Below are 15,845 nucleotides of genomic sequence, written 5' to 3' on the forward strand. Positions count from 1 at the left end.
ATTCCCCCAAGCCCCGCTTCGGGGCTGTTGTCGTTTGTAGGTCCGCATGACGCTCCCCTCGCTGCCGGTCATCCAGCCGGGCAAGAAATTCACCCATTCCCGTCCCATCGGCTCGGCCGATGCCCTGCTGCTCGCGCGCTTCGTGCAGCAGCAGCGTGACGCCGGCCGGCTGGCCGCCATCTTCACGGCCGAGCCTGGCGACACACAGCGATTGGAGGACGAGCTGAAGTTCTTCGCGCCGGAGCTGAAGGTGGCCGTTTTCCCGGACTGGGAGACCCTGCCCTACGACAGCTTCAGCCCGCATCAGGACCTGATCTCCGAGCGGCTGGCCACGCTATGGGAGCTCCTGCAGGCGAAGAAGAGTAAGAGCATCGACGTCGTGTTGATGCCGGCCGCGACGGCGCTGACGCGACTGGCGCCGCCAAGTTTCCTGGCCGCTACGACGTTCAACTTCAGGCAGAAGCAGCGGCTCGACGAAGCCTCGCTGCGCGCGCAGCTCACCTTGGCCGGCTACACAAATGTCAGCCAGGTGGTTCAGCCTGGTGAGTACGCTGTGCGCGGCGGCCTGATCGACCTGTTTCCCATGGGCTCAAACGTGCCCTACCGCGTCGACCTGTTCGGCGACGAGGTGGACTCCATCCGCGTCTTCGACCCGGACAGTCAGCGCAGCCTCTATCCGGTGCCCGACGTGCGCCTGCTTCCCGGCCGCGAGTTCCCGATGGACGAGGCCGCGCGCAAGGCCTTCCGCAACCGCTGGCGGGAGAAGATGGACGGCGACCCAAGCAAGTCACGCCTCTACCGCGACATCGGCGATGGCATCGCATCCGGCGGCATCGAGTACTACCTACCCATCTTCTTTGAGCAGACCGCCACGGTGTTCGATTACCTGGGTGCCGAGGCTGGGCTGGCGCTGCATGGAGAGGTCGATGAGGCTATCCAGCGCTTCTGGACCGACACCAAGGAGCGCCATCGCTTCCTGCAGCACGATCCCGAGCGGCCGTTGCTGCCGCCCGCAGACATCTTCCTGACGACGGAAGACTTCTTTGGCCTGACGCACCCGCATGCGGTGCTGTCCGTGCGTGGAAGCGAGCCAGTGGACTTCGCGCGGCCGCTGCCTGACGTCAGTGTCGAGCGAGGTGTGCAGGAGCCGCTGGCGCGGCTGGAGGCACATCTCAAGAACACACCGCACCGCGTGCTGCTGCTGGCCGAAAGCGAAGGTCGGCGCGAGAGCCTGCTGGAGCAACTGCGCGACCACAAGATCGATCCACCGTCCGTAGCCAACCTGGCCGATTTCTGGGAAGGCGACGAAAAGTACGCCATCACGGCAGCGCCGCTGGCCGCCGGCTTCTTCTGGAACGACCCGGCGCGGCCTCTGCAGCTCATCACCGAGACCGAGCTGTTCGCGACGACGCCCACGACGCGGCGCCGCCGCAAGCAGGAACAGGTCAGCGACGTCAATGCGCTGATCAAGGACTTGTCCGAGCTGAAGGTTGGTGACCCGGTCGTGCACATCAACCACGGTATCGGCCGCTACCAGGGCCTCGTCAACATCGACCTGGGCGACGGTCAGAAGAGCGAGTTCCTGCACCTGGAGTACGCGGACAAGGCGACGCTGTATGTCCCGGTCGCGCAACTGCACCTTATCGGCCGCTACACCGGGGTTTCGGCTGAGGAGGCTCCGCTGCACAAACTGGGCAGCGGACAGTGGGAGAAGGCCAAGCGCAAGGCCGCGGAGCAGGTGCGCGATACGGCCGCCGAGCTGCTGAACCTTTACGCGCGCCGCGCGGCGCGCGAGGGGCATGCGTTCAGGTACTCGGGCCACGACTACGAGGCCTTTGCAGCAAGCTTCGGCTTCGAGGAGACGCCCGACCAGCGCGCCGCAATCCACGCAGTCATCCAGGACATGATCAGCCCCAAGCCGATGGACCGCCTGGTCTGCGGCGACGTCGGCTTCGGCAAGACAGAGGTGGCACTGCGCGCGGCCTTCGTCGCCGTGATGGGTGGCAAGCAGGTCGCAATCCTGGCGCCGACGACGCTGCTGGCCGAGCAGCACTACCAAAACATCGCCGACCGCTTCGGCGCCTGGCCGGTCAAGGTCGCGGAGATGAGCCGCTTCCGCTCGGCAAAGGAGATCAAGGCTGCGATGGAAGGCATCGCCGACGGCAGCATCGACATCGTCGTCGGCACGCACAAGCTGCTGTCCGCCGAGGTCAAGTTCAACCGGCTGGGCCTGCTGGTCATCGACGAGGAACACCGCTTCGGCGTGCGCCACAAGGAGGCGATGAAGGCCATGCGCGCCGAGGTCGACGTGCTGACCTTGACGGCCACGCCCATCCCGCGCACGCTGGGCATGGCACTTGAGGGGCTGCGGGACCTCAGCGTCATCGCCACCGCGCCGCAGCGCCGGCTGGCGATCAAGACCTTCGTACGTGCCGAGAGCAGCGGCACGATACGAGAGGCCGTGCTGCGTGAGCTGAAACGCGGTGGTCAGGTCTACTTCCTTCACAACGAGGTGGAGACCATCGAGAACCGGCGCCAGAAGCTGGAGGAGCTTCTGCCCGAGGCACGTATCGTCGTCGCCCACGGCCAGATGCCCGAACGCGAGCTGGAGCGCGTCATGCGCGAGTTCGTGCAGGGCAAGCACAACCTGCTGCTGTGCTCCACCATCATCGAGACGGGCATCGACGTTCCCAGCGCCAACACCATCGTCATCAGCCGCGCCGACAAGTTCGGCCTCGCGCAGCTGCACCAGCTGCGTGGCCGCGTGGGCCGCAGCCATCACCAAGCCTACGCCTACCTCATGGTGCCGGACATCCAGGGCCTGACGAAGCAGGCCACACAGCGGCTGGATGCAATCCAGGCAATGGAGGAGTTGGGCTCGGGCTTCTATCTGGCGATGCACGACCTGGAAATCCGCGGTGCAGGCGAAGTGCTGGGCGACAACCAGAGCGGCAACATGATGGAGATCGGCTTCCAGCTCTACAACGACATGCTGAACGAGGCGGTGCGCGCGCTGAAGTCCGGCCGCGAACCCGACCTGCTTTCGCCCACTGGCGCGTTCTCCACCAACACCGAGATCAACCTGCACGCACCCGCGCTGCTGCCCGACGCCTACTGCGGCGACGTGCAGGTACGGCTGAGCCTGTACAAGCGCCTGGCCACGGCCGAGAAGCCGGAGCAGATCGATGCAATGCTTGAGGAGATCACCGACCGCTTCGGCAAGTTGCCGACGCAGGGCCAGACGCTGTTCGACCTGCACCGGCTTCGAGTGCTGGCCAAGCCCTACGGCGTCGTCAAGGTCGATGCGACGCCCGGCATCATCAACATCAACTTCCGCCCGAATCCGCCCATCGATCCCATGCGCGTCATTGAGCTGGTGCAGAAGAACCGCAACATCAAGCTGGTCGGCAACGAGAAGCTGCGCGTGGAGAAGGCGCTGTCCAGCCCGCAGGATCGCGCGCAGGCCGTGCGCGAGGTGCTCAGACTGCTGGGCCAGCCGGTGAAGGCAGCCTAGCCGCGCTGCGGTGGGTCGTGGGCGGTCGTCATCGGGATAATGGACCGCAGTCCCGCTTCACTCCCGCACCCCGTGACTTCCACCGCTTCCGCCGGCCTCGTCGTCAACGCCGGCCCCACCCTGCCACCGCTGGCCTTCTTCAAGCTCGCCGCCTTCGACATGGACTCGACGCTGATCGGCATCGAGTGCATCGACGAGATCGCCACGCTGGCAGGCAAGGGCCAGGAAGTGGCGGCCATCACCGAAGCTGCGATGCGCGGTGAGATCAGCGACTTCAAGGACAGCCTGCGCCGCCGCCTCGCGCTGCTAGCAGGCACGCCGGCGAGCGTGCTGGACCGGGTGCTGGCCGAGCGGCTGACCTTCAACCCCGGAGCGCGCGAGCTGTGTGCGGCAATGAAGGCAGCTGGACTGAAGCTGGTACTGGTGTCCGGTGGCTTCACGTTCTTCACACGCTACGTCGCGGCCGAACTGGGCATGGACTTCGTGCGCAGCAACGAACTGGAGATCGTCGATAGTGTGTTGACCGGCCGCCTCGTCATGCAGGACTGGGGCGACATCTGCGATGGCGAGCAGAAGCGATTGATGCTGCGGGACTGCTGCGCGCGCATTGGCTGCTCCACCGAACAGGCCATGGCCGTAGGCGATGGCGCCAACGACCTGCCCATGATGGGCGCAGCAGGCCTGTCGGTGGCCTATCACGCCAAGCCCAGGGTGCGCGAGCAGGCCATGGTGGCCATCAACGAGGGCGGGTTGGACCGGTTACTGGAGGTCGTCAGGCCATGAGGCCGGCGGCGGTGCTGCTGGCCTGCGCCCTGCCCTGGCAGGCGCAGGCCGCGGAACCGCCGCTTCGCTTCATCGCACCGCTGAACCATGCGATGCCCTTCGGGGGCTTCGAGCATGGCCGTCTTGTGGCGGGCATCGTCAAGGACATCAGCGACAACCTAGCCACCCGCCTGGGCCGCACGATCGAATACCTGCCGGTGCCGCCGCGTCGCGTCTCTCAGGTGCTGGCGGCCGGCGGGGCCGATGGCGTCTGCTACGTCGCACGCGACTGGATAGATGGCGACTTTCACTGGAGCCCGCCGGTGCTGGAACATGCGGGCGTGGTGGCGGCCCACCCGCAGGCGCCGGCGGTCGGCAGCCTGCAGAAGCTGGCCGGCGTGCCGCTCGGCACCGTGTACGCCTACCGCTACCCGCAGTTCGAGCAGACGCTGGGCGCACGGTTCGTGCGGGACGACGCCCCCAGCATGCTGATCAACCTGCGCAAGCTGGCGGCCCATCGCGTGGATTACGCGCTGACCGAGAAGATCACGCTGGAGTACCACAACAAGCTGCACCCCGGAGACGGCCTGACGGCCGCGCTGCAGACTACCCGCTATCGCACGCACTGCGCCTTCACGCTGGTGCGCGAGCTGCCCCTGGAACGGCTGGACCAGGCCGTCAGGGACATGGTGCGCGACGGCAGCGTCGAGCGCATCCTCGCGCGCTACCGCTGACCGCCGCGCGGCCTGCTCAGCGCTTCGCCAAGCGTCGCCGCGCCAGGCCGCCGACGGTAGCCAGGCCAGCCAGCATCAGCGCGTAGCTCCCGGGCTCCGGAACCGCGGTTACTGCCAGCACATCGGACACGATAGGCGCCGAGGTCGACGAGGCGACCGTCGTCCAGTTCGATGCCACTGCGAGCGCAGCCTGCAGCTCGGCCATCGACGTGTAGGGCGCGTCGCCCGTGCTCGTCTGCGCAGTGAATTGCGTGTAGCGGGTGTCCACGCTGCCACGGAACTCGCGCACCTGGATGCCGCTCAGCCCTGTCGCAGCGAAGGGATTGTCGGACGTCGGGTAGGGCGCCGCGCGGTTGCTGATCGCGCCAAGGAAGGTAATGGCGCCCGGCTGGTAGTTGGTCGCGTACGAAGCGGCTTGGTAGGCATAGAGGACATCGCCACCGCTGGAGATGTTCGACGTGTTGCCGTTCAGGTTAGTCACCGTGCCGTTGGGCGTGCCGCCCGCCGCGCCGGACTTCGAGGTGTACTGGCCGCTGACACCCGTGCCGAGCAGTGCGACCGATGTGCCGGCCACCACGTCGGCGCTGGCCGTCCAGGACCAGAAGGTTTCTGGCGCCGTCGAGAACACGCCGCTGGACGTGGGGGTCTGCAGCACATTGGTGTCGGTGAAGTAGATCGTCGTGCCGGCGCTGATGTCGACAAAGGTCACGAAGGACCAGCCGCCCACCGTGGTGTTGACGTTGAGGCCGGTGAAGGCGAAGTCACCGTTGCTCAGCGCCGTGCCGGCGCCCTGCGCGCTGCCGATGGACGTGGCGGCCAGGACGGCCAGGGTCAGGAACTTGTTCATGGTTTGTCTCCTTGCGATGGTCGTGGGGAGGAATCAGCGCGCGCGCCGGCGGGCAATGGCAACGACCAGCAGGCCGCCCAGGGCCAGCACGGCGCTGGCCGGCTCGGGCACCGCCGCGGCCAGCACGAGGTTGTCGATGGCGATGCCGTAGTAGCTGTCGCGGTTCGTCAACGTGAAGCCGGCAATGTCGGCCGCGCCACCGATGCGGGAGAAGGCGTAGAAGCCGTCGCTGCGGCCACTGAGACTGACGGCCTCGATGAGGCTGCCGTCGTCGCGGTACAGGCTCAGCGTGATCACGCCGCCATCGGCGTCGCGCAGCTGCAGGCCCAGGGCAGAGACGGGCGACGCGAAGCGGGCCGAGATCGCGCCAAAGCCGAAGGGGTCGCTGCCATCCGTGTTCTGCGGGCCAACGCCAGCTAGCGCCGCGCCATCGGCATCGCCATAGTGGAAGGCACCCAGGTTGGCTCCCTGCGCCCCGGCCAACAGCGTCAGCCCCGCACTGGGACTGCCGAAGCTGAGATCGTCGAACCAGTCCTGTGCGATGGCGCCTGGGCGAGGCGCCTTCGCCACGGCCAGCTCCTGGCCGGCGAAGCGCTCGCCGAACAGCACGCCACCGCTGCTGAGCAGGCCGTCGATCAGCACTGCGTCGAAGGGGCTCGCGACGAGTTCGCTGAACGTGACCGTGGTCGTGGCCGTCAACGAACCATAGGCAACCTCCTGGGTCGCCCCGGCCCAGGCCTGCCCGAGAGAGAGGCCGCCGCCCAGCAGGGCAGCGAGGAGTTGGCGTTTGAACTTCATGGTTGTCTCCTTGTGCATCAGCGGCCACCGCCGACGATGGTCACGTTGTCGAAATCGGCCGTGACGACGGCGCTGTTGCTGCCCGAGGACAGCGCCAGGCCGACGTAGAGCGTCGTGCCGGTCACGCTGAGGTTGGTCTTCTCGGCCCAGGTCACGCCGTCGGCGGACGCGGCCGAGTACACGGCGTTGCCACGGCGCTGCATACGCACCCAGACGGGTGGCGTCGAGCTCGCGAAGCCGCTTAGGTTGGAGCGGTTGTTGCCGTTGGTGGCCGCGCGGATCTCGCCGGTGGAGGAATAGCGCGCAGTCCAGGCGTAGACCGGCGTGCCGCTGACGCCATCGGCTGCAACGATGCCGGCTCGCGCCGAATCGGCACTGCCCCCCTGATTGACAAGGCGGGCCGTGAACGTGAAGTCGCCCGTCAACGCCGCGTACTTGAAATTGAAGGTGTAGGGGCTGCCGGAGTTGATGACGCCAGCGCCGGACAGTGTGTAGGTGCCGGTCTCCTGCACGTACGCAGCCGCAGGCACGGCCACGGTGACCAGCGGGCTCAGCACCGACTCGCCGCCACCGTCACTGCAGGGCAGCGTCACCGTGCAGGCCGTGCCGGGGATCAGCGGCGGCGGATTGGGCACGGGCACGGGCGCGGGGGCCGGACTCGGGGAAGGCGATGGCGAGGGAGACGGCGAAGGCGACGGACTGGGCGCCGGTGAGCCGGGCAGCGGAGCCGGTGCCGGGCCCTGCGTCGCGAACAGGCCCAGGCGGCCGGCACCGGAGCTGGTGCGGATGGCATCGCGAATGGTGTCGGCGCCCCGCAGCGTGTACGCGTAGGGCGGCACCCAGTTCTGCTTCACGGGCAGGCTGTCGCAGCCTTGCAGCTCGACGTCGATGACCGAGGTCATCGCCTTGCCGTCGTCGCCCTTGTCGCTGATGAAGCGGTGGCCGCTGCTGCGGAAGCTGATCGCATCCTTGCCGCCGGCCAGCTTGCCGCAGACCTCCTTGGGCTTGAGGCCGGTGAACTCGTAGAAGTTGTTCTCCGAGATCACGTCTGACTGGTAGCGCACATCCAGGCCGGAACCGAACTTGCGATCGCTGTCGCTGGTCGTCGTGCTGCCGGCGACGAGGTTGTTGTACATGTGCAGCTGGCCGAAGCGCACCAGCGGCAGGCGGCTGTAGGCATGGTCCCACCAGTTGCCGGTCAGCGTGACGTGCAGGCGGCCGGCATCACTCCAGGCGCGACCGGAGTCGCCGTTGCCGACAAGACTGTTCTTGTGGTGCTTGGTGAAGATGCTGTTGGAGACGGTGACGTAGTCGCTGCCGCGCACGATGTCGAGCGCACCGTCGTGGCGGGTGTCGCTGGCGAGCGACTCGGGCGTGTCGCCGTCGCTGATGGTCACGTGGTCGAACCAGATCTGCTGACCGCGCGTGATGGTCACGCCGTCCATGTAGGCGTTGTCGCTGTCCTCCGGGTTCACGTCCCAGGGCGTGTCGATGGCGAGGTTGCGCACGATGATGTTGCGCGTCCAGGTCGGGTAGAGCTCCGGGTCCTTGCCGGCAGCGACCCAGGCCTTGAAATCGGCCTCCGGGCTCCCGCCTGGCGTCAGCGCGGCTTCGATGCCGATCAGGATCTGCGTACCGGTGATGCGGGCCGGCCGGCCGTTGCTATCGTTGATGCCCACCAGCGTCGTGTTGGACGGGATGGAGAACGAACCGCCATTCTTCTGGTCCAGGAAGCCCGTGTACTCCTCGAACACCGTGTTGTTGTCGCGCCAGCGAAAGTCGATGTGGCCGACGATGCGGATGATCTTGGGCTGGTTCTTCGCTTCTCGCAGCGCAGCCAGCAGTTGCTCCTTGTTGAAGACCGTGTAGACACGGTCGGCCGCCGCCGACGAGCCGCCGGTGACCAGCACCTTGCCGGCACGCGACTGGCCGTGCCAGCCGATGTCAGGTGCGGTCTCGCGCTCGAAGCCCAGCACGCCGTTGGTCGGGTCGACGGTAGCGAACTGCCAGGCTGGCAACCTGGGTGCGGCGCGGTAGTTGCTCGGGTTGTGCAGTCCGCTGATGGTGCTCGGCGCGGCATAGGTGCGCGTGCCGACGTCGAACAGCAGCGGTGCCGTCGTGTCGGTGAGGCTGACGGCATCGATGACGGGCGCCGGTGCCGGCGTGATCGGGCGCGGGTCGCGCGCGGCCTGGATCCGGGCCGTGGCGGTATCGGCAGCGCTCGCACCGCTGGCATCGAGCCGACCGGCCGTGGCTTGCTCACTGGACTGGAGGGTGGCGAAGTTCGCGGCATTCTCCTGGCCGCCACCGCAGGCCAGCAGGCCGAGCGAGATGGACGACGCCAGCAGGCCGCGCCTGGGCATTCTTGAAGTCATGGCATGTCTCCGGGCGCGCCTTGGTGACGCGCGATTTGTGTGTATGCATGCCGTCCCCTCGCAAGGCCCTGGATCACGGGCAGGCGCGAGCCCGCCCGGCCCCCGATCCGTCAGGGATCGGGCGCACAACGCTTCAGCAGTCGGGGACGGGGAATCGGCGGCAGGCCGAGGTGGCACTGATCGCCCTCGCGGCACCGGCTCGCTCGAGCGTCAGCAGGGTGAGCGGGCGCAACAGGCGCGCCGCACTGCGTCGGCCATCACAACCCCGGCCACCCGGTGGCGGCCGGTCGACGGCTGTGGTTTGGCGAACAGTTGGAACAGTGTTTCGTTTTTTGGACCGCTGGTCAACGCCGGGCAATCCCGGGGGGCACCGATCCGCGGGGCGGGGCGAACCCGGCGGCAACGTTGTCCGTCCGCCGAACCCGCCGACCCTTATTTCAGGGATGTCGAAAAGATTGACAGCCCATCGAAAGAAATTCCCTTGAAATTCAATTTCTCTTTTTGCGACAGTGACTTACAAGTAATGGCATGGATGCTGCTTAGTGACCCTCGGAAATTTCATTGCAACCTTTTCAAGAAAGTCACCGATGAGCAAGCTCCTCACCTCCATCGCCTGCGCCGCCGCCCTGATGGCCGCCGGCAGTGCGAACGCCTATCTCGTCTATACCGGCATCGACAACAACGGCAATGCCGGCGCTCAGGTGGCGTCCACGAACTCGACCGCTGCGGAGAACAGCTTCAAGAGCAACCTCACCGGCGTCGGCACCGAGAACTTCGAGTCGCGCTCCGGCTCTGCCCCGCTGGCCCTGGACTTCGGCGCTGCCGGCACCGCCACGCTGAATGGCGCTGGCTCTGTGGCAACCAATGCCGTTGGCGCGACGAACGGCGCCGGCCGCTACTCGGTGCCCGGTGGCACTCGCTACTGGGAAGTGTCTGCTGGCGGCGGCAACCCCTTCCAAGTGGACTTCAGCAACTCCCTGGCCGCATTCGGCTTCTACGGTATCGACCTGGGCGACTTCGGCGGCACGCTGAAGCTTGAGCTGTCGAACAACGGTAGCGTGGTCTCCACGCTGGACGTTCCCACCGCGGCGCTGAGCGTCGCTGACGGCAGCATCCTGTACTTCGGCCTGATCGCCGAGAACGCTGCCGAGGAATTCAACAGCATCCGCTTCCTGTCGACCGTTGGCACGGGCGACTTCTTCGCCTTCGACAGCTTCACGATTGGCACCAAGGAACAAGTGGTGCGCACGCTGCCCGAGCCGACCAGCCTGGCGCTCGTCGCTTCCACGCTGCTGGGCCTGGGCCTGGTGCGTCGCCGCCGCACCTGAGCCGCACTCTTGAGTGCCAAAACGGCGGCCTGCGGGCCGCCGTTTTCTTTGGGCAGTCTCAGCCGCCGGGCGGTCCCTGCAGAACCCTCACCTGCTGGCCGCCAAAGTCCACCACCTGGCCGGCGCGGATCTTGGCGGTCTTGCGCAGTTCGACCTGCCCATCGACTCTCGCCTCGCCCGCCGCGATCGCCAGCCGTGCCCGGCCACCGCTCTCGGCCAGCCCCATGGCCTTGAGCAGCTTGTCGAGCTCGATGAACTCGCCGCGCAGCGTCAGCTCAAGCATGACGCGCCCTCGCCGCCTCTCGGATGGCGGTCAGCGTGCTGCGGGAGGTACTGACGTCGCTGGACAGACGCAGGTGCAACAGCGCCGGCCGCCCGGCCGCGATGGCCGCGTCCAGTGCCGGACCGACCTCATCTGTGCTTTCCGCCCTGAAGGCTGCGAAGCCGAAGGCCTCGGCAAGCCTGGCGAAGTCGGGATTGAATAGATCGCTGCCCGACACGCGGCCAGGGTACTCGCGCTCCTGGTGCATCCGGATGGTGCCGTAGGTGCCGTTATCGACGACGACCACCAGCAGTTTCTTCGCACCGTAGCCAGTGGCCGTCGCCAGCTCCTGCCCGGTCATCAAGAAATCACCGTCACCGGCAATGTTGACGACCCAGCGCTCCTCCTGCAGCAGAGCGGCCGCCACTGCGGCGGGTACGCCGTAGCCCATCGCACCCGAGGTCGGCGCAAGCTGGCTGCGGCCTTCGCGGTGCAGCGTCGTGTAGCGGTGAAACCGATGCAGCCAGCCGCTGTAGTTGCCAGCCCCGTTTGTGAAGATGGTACCGGCGGGCAGCTTCGCGTCGATGAGCCTGACGACCTCGGCCATGTCCAGCGGGCTGACCGGCGTGGGCACGAGGTTGGCCTCGTAGTCCGCATGAGCGGCATCGGTCCAGGCGCGCCAGGAGATGTCCTCCGGCGGAGCGAGCGTGGCCAGGGCAGGCGCGGCCGTGCTCATGCTGGCGTTGACCAGCAGCTCGGCCGTGTAGACGCGGCCCAGTTCCTCCGCGCCAGCATGGATGTGGATCAGCTGCTGCGTCGGGCGCGGCGCCTGCAGCAGTGTGTAGCCTCCGGTCGTCATCTCACCCAGGCGCGGGCCGACGGCGAGGATGAGGTCGGCCTCCTTCACTCGCGCGGCGAGCTTGGGATTGATGCCTATGCCCACGTCGCCGGCATACAGCGGGTGACGGTTGTCGAACAGGTCCTGGAAGCGGAAGGCACAGCCCACCGGCAGGTGCCAGGCCTCGGCAAAGGCCTGCAGCGCAGCAGTGGACTGGGGCGTCCAGCCACCGCCGCCCGCGATGACCAGCGGCTTCTTTGCAGTGGCCAGGCGCTCGCGCAGTTCGGCCAGTGCGGCGGGCGTCGGTGCTGCTTCGGCGGGACGCACCGGCGGCAGCACCGGGGCGGTGATGGGCTTGGTCAGCATGTCCTCGGGCAACACCAGGACGACCGGGCCGGGACGCCCCTGCGTTGCCGTGTGGAAGGCGCGCGCCACGTATTCGGGCAGGCGCTCGGCATCCTGCACCTCGCCCACCCACTTGGCCATGCCCAGGGTGCCGGGGCCGAACATCTGGCGGTAGTCCACCTCCTGGAAGGCCTCGCGGTCGCGCTGGTCGCTGGCGACCTGGCCAATGAACAGAATCATCGGCGTCGAATCCTGGAAGGCCGTGTGCAGACCGATGCTGGCGTTGGTCGCACCCGGCCCGCGGGTCACGAAGCAAATGCCAGGGCGGCCGGTCAGCTTGCCTTGGGCCTCGGCCATGAAGGCCGCACCGCCCTCCTGACGGCAGGCGACGAAGCGGATCTTGCCGGCATGCTCGTGGAAACCGTCGAGCACGGCGAGGTAGCTCTCGCCCGGCACGCCGAAGGCGGTCTCGATGCCCTGGGCGATCAGTGCCTCGACCAAGGCGTGGCCGGCGAGGCGGGCAGCTTCAGGTTGTCTAGTCATGCGAGGACTTTAGCTGCCGACGTGCACGGCGGCGCGGCGGCGGCGATGCCATTCGACGGGGCGCCCATGAGAAAAGTTGCTGGCCCCTAGGACGCCACGACCTCTTCACGCGCGCTGGCGAAAAGGTCCCATACCGCCATGAACATCGCCGCGATCGCCGGGCCGATGACGAAGCCGTTGATGCCGAAAACGGCCATGCCGCCGATGGTGGAGATCAGCACCAGATAGTCGGGCATCTGCGTGTCCTTGCCCACGAGGATGGGGCGCAGCACGTTGTCGACCAGGCCGATCACCAGCACGCCATAGGCGATAAGGGCCACGCCCTGCCAGATGGCGCCCGTGACGAGGAAGTAGATGGCCACCGGCAACCAGATCAACCCCGCGCCTATGGCGGGCAGCAGTGACAGGAAGGCCATCAGGACCGCCCAGAGCAACGCGCCCTTGATGCCAAAGAACCAGAACGCCAGCCCGCCCAAAGCACCTTGCGTGGCAGCCACCAGGATGTTGCCCTTGACGGTGGCTCGGATCACGGTGATGAACTTCGCAGCCAGGTGCTTGCGATGATCCGGCGCCAGTGGCACTGCAGTGCGGATGCGACGGCTCAACTGCGCGCCGTCGCGCAGCAGGAAGAACGCGAGATACAGCATCACGAAGAAGCCGATGACGAAGTCCAGCGCGTTCTGCCCCATGCTGTAGACATAGGTCGCGATCATCTGGCTGCCTCGCGCGATGGCATCGGCGATGCGCGTCTGCAGCTCGTTGAAGTCCGTCAGCCCGAAATGCTCCAGCAGGTCATGCGCCCAACTGGGCAGCGCGGCGATGACCTGCTCGAAGTAGCGGGCAAAGTTCGTCTCGCCAGACTGCATGCGCTGGTACAGCGCGGCCCCCTCCTTCACCAGCGTTCCCGCCAAAAGGATCAGCGGCAGCACGACCATCAGCACCACCAGCAGCAGCGTCGCAAGCGCGGCCAGCGTGCGCCGCTGCCTCCATTTGCGCAGCAGCCAGTTGTAGACCGGCATGAAGACGATGGAGATCACCGCGCCCCAGAACACCGCGCCACCGAAGGGCAGCAGGATCCACACGAAAGCCAGGCTGGCCGCGACCAGCAGCGCCAGGAAGGCGTTGTTTTCCAGGGCTGGCGAGGTGACGAAGTTCTTGAATCTCATCGGGGCGCGACCGGTCGGCCCAAGAGTGGGCGGTGTCGCGCATGCTAGGCCACTGCGGCGCTCAGGCCGCGACCGCGGCGGCAACTTTGCGGCGCATCAAGCCGATGCCGACGAGGCCGGCCGACGCGATGCCCAACATCAGCGCCGCCGCGGAGCCGGCGAACACGCCGCGCGGCATGCCGTGATCCAGGATGGCACCGAACACCGGTGCGGCCACCGCGAAGCCGATGTCCAGGCCCGAATACACCGTGCCATAGACCCGTCCCGTAGCGCCGGGAGGCGCGGCGCGCTTGATCAACATGTCGCGCGACGGGCCGGCCAACCCCGTGCCGAAGCCAGCCAGCGCAGCCACTGTGGCCGCCAGGCTGCCCGGCAGCCAGCCGGTGGCCGTCAGCAGCAGCAGCGCCGCCGCAAAAGCCATGGCCCAGGCGATGGTGCGCTCCAAACGCTCGGCCCTGGCGACAAGGAAGCCGCCGCAGACCATGCCCGCCGCGCCCGCCAGCATGTAGCCGGTCACGACATAGGCCGTCAGCGCCAGGGGCAGTCCGTAGATCTGGTGCAGGGCCGGGCTGGCGAAGCTCTGGATGGCCGACAGGGCCGCCGTGGTCCAGAAGAAGAATGAGAAGCACAGCCACACCGACGGCAGCCTCAGGAAGGCCAAGGGGTGCTCGGCCCCGGCACCGGCGGCCGGCTTTGCGTGGCCCCACGAGCCCTGACGGTCGTCAATGGCGGCGCGCTGCCAGAACAGCAAGCCAATGACGGCCAGCGCGACCAGGGCGGTACCGACGTAGGCGAAACGCCAGTTGCCGGTGGCCTCGGCGATGCCGATGGAGAACACCGGCGCAACTGCCCAGCCGAGGTTGCCGCTGATGCCATGCACCGAGAACGCATGCCCCAGGCGAGGCTGCGAGACACGCTTGTTCAGGATGGTGAAGTCTGCTGGGTGGAAGGGCGCATTGCCCACACCCGCCAGCGCCGCGGCCAGCATCAGCCCGCCAAAGCCCTGAGCCAGGCCAGCGGCCACGGATGCGAGGAAGAAGCTGGCCATCGCGGCGAACAGGACCGGCCGCGCACCGATGCGGTCGACGATGAAACCCGACAGCGCCTGGCCCGCACCCGAGATGACGAAGAAGGTCGTCACCAGCAGCCCCAACTCCGAGTAGCTGAGCCCGAAGGCCTGGATGAAGGCCGGGAACAGGGGTGGCAGCAGCATGTGGAAGAAGTGCGAGCTGCCGTGGGCGGCGCCGATGGTGGAGATCGTCGCGATGTCCCGTCGGCGCTGGTGCCCCGAGTCGAGCGCTGAAGCGAGTGCAGTGTTCATCAACCTCATTTTGGTGAGACACGGACCGGCGAAGTTGCGATGATTCGTCAAGTTTTATTGAAATCACGCCATGACCGGACGCCGCAGCTTCCCTGCCTTCTCGCCCGAGCGTTTCGCGCCCACGCCCGAGCGTCCGCTGAGAGCCAAGTCGCGCCTGCTGGAACACCTGGCCGACATCCAGCCCCACCGCCACGACTGGGCCCAGTTGGTCTTCTCGATGACGGGCGCCGTGCGCGTGAGCACCGAGGCGTCGACCTACATCGTGCCGCCGTCGCGCGCAGTCTGGATTCCGCCCGGCATCGTCCATGCGGTGACAGCCATCGAGCAATGCGACCTGCGCACCCTGTATCTCGGCCCCTCGCTACTGGCTGGGGACGCCTGGCAGGTGGGTCGGGTGCTGGAGGTGTCGCCGCTGCTGCGAGAGCTGGTGCTGGCGCTGCCCGCCATACCCGACCCCGCGCCACCCGAGAGCGACGAAGACACCGAGCGCCGCCGCGGCATTGAAGCGCTCATCCTGATGGAACTGCGGCGCGCCCGGCCCCTGGCCCTTGGCGTCTCGCTACCGCAGGACGCCCGGCTGCGCAAGCTCTGCGAGGCCATGCTGCGCGAACCCGGCCGCCACGCAGGCCTGGAGGAATGGGCGGCTGAAGCCGGCGCCAGCCCGCGCACGCTGAGCCGCCTGTTCCGGGAGCAACTCGGCACGAGCTTCGCCCAATGGCGCTCGCAGTTGCTGCTTGCCCATGCGCTAACCCTGGCCGCGCGAGGCCGGCCAATGAGTCATATCGCATCCGAGCTGGGCTATGCCAGCGCCAGTGCCTTCACGGCCATGGTCACGCGCACTGTCGGCATGCCGCCCCGCCGGTTCTTCGACCACGCATGAAACCTGCGCCGCAACACTTACGGACATCAATCATCAACATTACGCCATCCCTAGATTGTCGGATTTCTTGACAATCGACAGCTAACAGCAAGATTCGAATTTCCTTAAGCCACTGTCATCAAAAGGTTTTTC

12 protein-coding genes are annotated in these 15,845 nt (G+C 67.1%); 5 read left to right on the forward strand and 7 right to left on the reverse strand.

Annotated elements, in window-relative coordinates:
- The first annotated feature begins 46 nt into the window (after positions 1-46).
- Genes mfd through QM732_RS13825 form a run of 3 tightly spaced genes read left to right on the forward strand, consistent with a single transcriptional unit; the run spans position 47 to position 5,010 of the window.
- A complete protein-coding gene (gene mfd / locus QM732_RS13815; RefSeq protein WP_415656702.1) occupies positions 47-3,514 on the forward strand; it encodes a transcription-repair coupling factor in 3,468 nt (1,155 codons plus the stop codon).
- A gap of 39 nt (positions 3,515-3,553) precedes the next feature.
- On the forward strand, positions 3,554-4,297 hold the full coding sequence (gene serB, locus QM732_RS13820; protein WP_415656703.1) for a phosphoserine phosphatase SerB: 744 nt from the start codon (positions 3,554-3,556) through the stop codon (positions 4,295-4,297).
- Entirely contained in the window at positions 4,294-5,010 is a 717-nt protein-coding gene (locus tag QM732_RS13825; RefSeq protein WP_415656704.1) for a substrate-binding periplasmic protein, read from the forward strand. The genes serB and QM732_RS13825 overlap by 4 nt, the downstream gene beginning before the upstream one ends.
- A gap of 16 nt (positions 5,011-5,026) precedes the next feature.
- Here QM732_RS13825 and QM732_RS13830 read toward each other — a convergent pair whose 3' ends face one another.
- From QM732_RS13830 to QM732_RS13840, 3 genes are read right to left on the reverse strand one after another with little or no spacing between them, the layout of a single operon-like run.
- The gene (locus QM732_RS13830; protein WP_415656705.1) at positions 5,027-5,857 is read right to left on the reverse strand and encodes a PEP-CTERM sorting domain-containing protein; all 831 of its coding nucleotides are present in this window, start codon (positions 5,855-5,857) and stop codon (positions 5,027-5,029) included.
- 33 nt (positions 5,858-5,890) lie between these two features.
- On the reverse strand, positions 5,891-6,655 hold the full coding sequence (locus QM732_RS13835; protein ID WP_415656706.1) for a hypothetical protein: 765 nt from the start codon (positions 6,653-6,655) through the stop codon (positions 5,891-5,893).
- Positions 6,656-6,672: 17 nt separating this feature from the next.
- Complete coding sequence (locus QM732_RS13840) at positions 6,673-9,030, reverse strand: hypothetical protein (protein ID WP_415656707.1); 2,358 nt, start codon at positions 9,028-9,030, stop codon at positions 6,673-6,675.
- A 587-nt stretch (positions 9,031-9,617) separates the two neighbouring features.
- Here QM732_RS13840 and QM732_RS13845 point away from each other — a divergent pair.
- On the forward strand, positions 9,618-10,358 hold the full coding sequence (locus QM732_RS13845; RefSeq protein WP_415656708.1) for a PEP-CTERM sorting domain-containing protein: 741 nt from the start codon (positions 9,618-9,620) through the stop codon (positions 10,356-10,358).
- A 58-nt stretch (positions 10,359-10,416) separates the two neighbouring features.
- Here the strand turns inward: QM732_RS13845 and QM732_RS13850 are convergent, their stop codons facing one another.
- From QM732_RS13850 to QM732_RS13865, 4 genes are all read right to left on the reverse strand, one after another.
- Positions 10,417-10,641, reverse strand: coding sequence for an RNA-binding S4 domain-containing protein (locus QM732_RS13850; protein WP_415656709.1), 225 nt, complete (start codon positions 10,639-10,641; stop codon positions 10,417-10,419).
- The gene (locus tag QM732_RS13855; RefSeq protein ID WP_415656710.1) at positions 10,634-12,346 is read right to left on the reverse strand and encodes a thiamine pyrophosphate-binding protein; all 1,713 of its coding nucleotides are present in this window, start codon (positions 12,344-12,346) and stop codon (positions 10,634-10,636) included. Before QM732_RS13855 ends, QM732_RS13850 begins: the two co-directional genes overlap by 8 nt.
- An 86-nt stretch (positions 12,347-12,432) precedes the next feature.
- Complete coding sequence (locus QM732_RS13860; protein WP_415656711.1) at positions 12,433-13,512, reverse strand: AI-2E family transporter; 1,080 nt, start codon at positions 13,510-13,512, stop codon at positions 12,433-12,435.
- A 61-nt stretch (positions 13,513-13,573) separates the two neighbouring features.
- Entirely contained in the window at positions 13,574-14,833 is a 1,260-nt protein-coding gene (locus tag QM732_RS13865) for an MFS transporter (protein ID WP_415656712.1), read from the reverse strand.
- Positions 14,834-14,903: 70 nt separating this feature from the next.
- On the opposite strand from QM732_RS13865, the gene QM732_RS13870 reads away from it, so the two are divergent.
- Positions 14,904-15,713, forward strand: a complete 810-nt coding sequence (locus QM732_RS13870) for an AraC family transcriptional regulator (protein WP_415656713.1) — start codon at positions 14,904-14,906, stop codon at positions 15,711-15,713.
- Positions 15,714-15,845 lie beyond the last annotated feature (132 nt).

The organism is Roseateles sp. (genome assembly GCF_047654805.1).
In the GTDB taxonomy this organism is placed as follows: Bacteria; Pseudomonadota; Gammaproteobacteria; order Burkholderiales; family Burkholderiaceae_C; genus Pelomonas.

Coding starts and splice junctions, on each gene's coding strand:
- mfd (WP_415656702.1), top strand. CDS start 47: ATGACGCTCCCCTCGCTGCCGGTCATCCAGCCGGGCAAGAAATTCACC.
- serB (WP_415656703.1), top strand. CDS start 3,554: ATGGACCGCAGTCCCGCTTCACTCCCGCACCCCGTGACTTCCACCGCT.
- QM732_RS13825 (WP_415656704.1), top strand. CDS start 4,294: ATGAGGCCGGCGGCGGTGCTGCTGGCCTGCGCCCTGCCCTGGCAGGCG.
- QM732_RS13830 (WP_415656705.1), bottom strand. CDS start 5,857: ATGAACAAGTTCCTGACCCTGGCCGTCCTGGCCGCCACGTCCATCGGC.
- QM732_RS13835 (WP_415656706.1), bottom strand. CDS start 6,655: ATGAAGTTCAAACGCCAACTCCTCGCTGCCCTGCTGGGCGGCGGCCTC.
- QM732_RS13840 (WP_415656707.1), bottom strand. CDS start 9,030: ATGACTTCAAGAATGCCCAGGCGCGGCCTGCTGGCGTCGTCCATCTCG.
- QM732_RS13845 (WP_415656708.1), top strand. CDS start 9,618: ATGAGCAAGCTCCTCACCTCCATCGCCTGCGCCGCCGCCCTGATGGCC.
- QM732_RS13850 (WP_415656709.1), bottom strand. CDS start 10,641: ATGCTTGAGCTGACGCTGCGCGGCGAGTTCATCGAGCTCGACAAGCTG.
- QM732_RS13855 (WP_415656710.1), bottom strand. CDS start 12,346: ATGACTAGACAACCTGAAGCTGCCCGCCTCGCCGGCCACGCCTTGGTC.
- QM732_RS13860 (WP_415656711.1), bottom strand. CDS start 13,512: ATGAGATTCAAGAACTTCGTCACCTCGCCAGCCCTGGAAAACAACGCC.
- QM732_RS13865 (WP_415656712.1), bottom strand. CDS start 14,833: ATGAACACTGCACTCGCTTCAGCGCTCGACTCGGGGCACCAGCGCCGA.
- QM732_RS13870 (WP_415656713.1), top strand. CDS start 14,904: ATGACCGGACGCCGCAGCTTCCCTGCCTTCTCGCCCGAGCGTTTCGCG.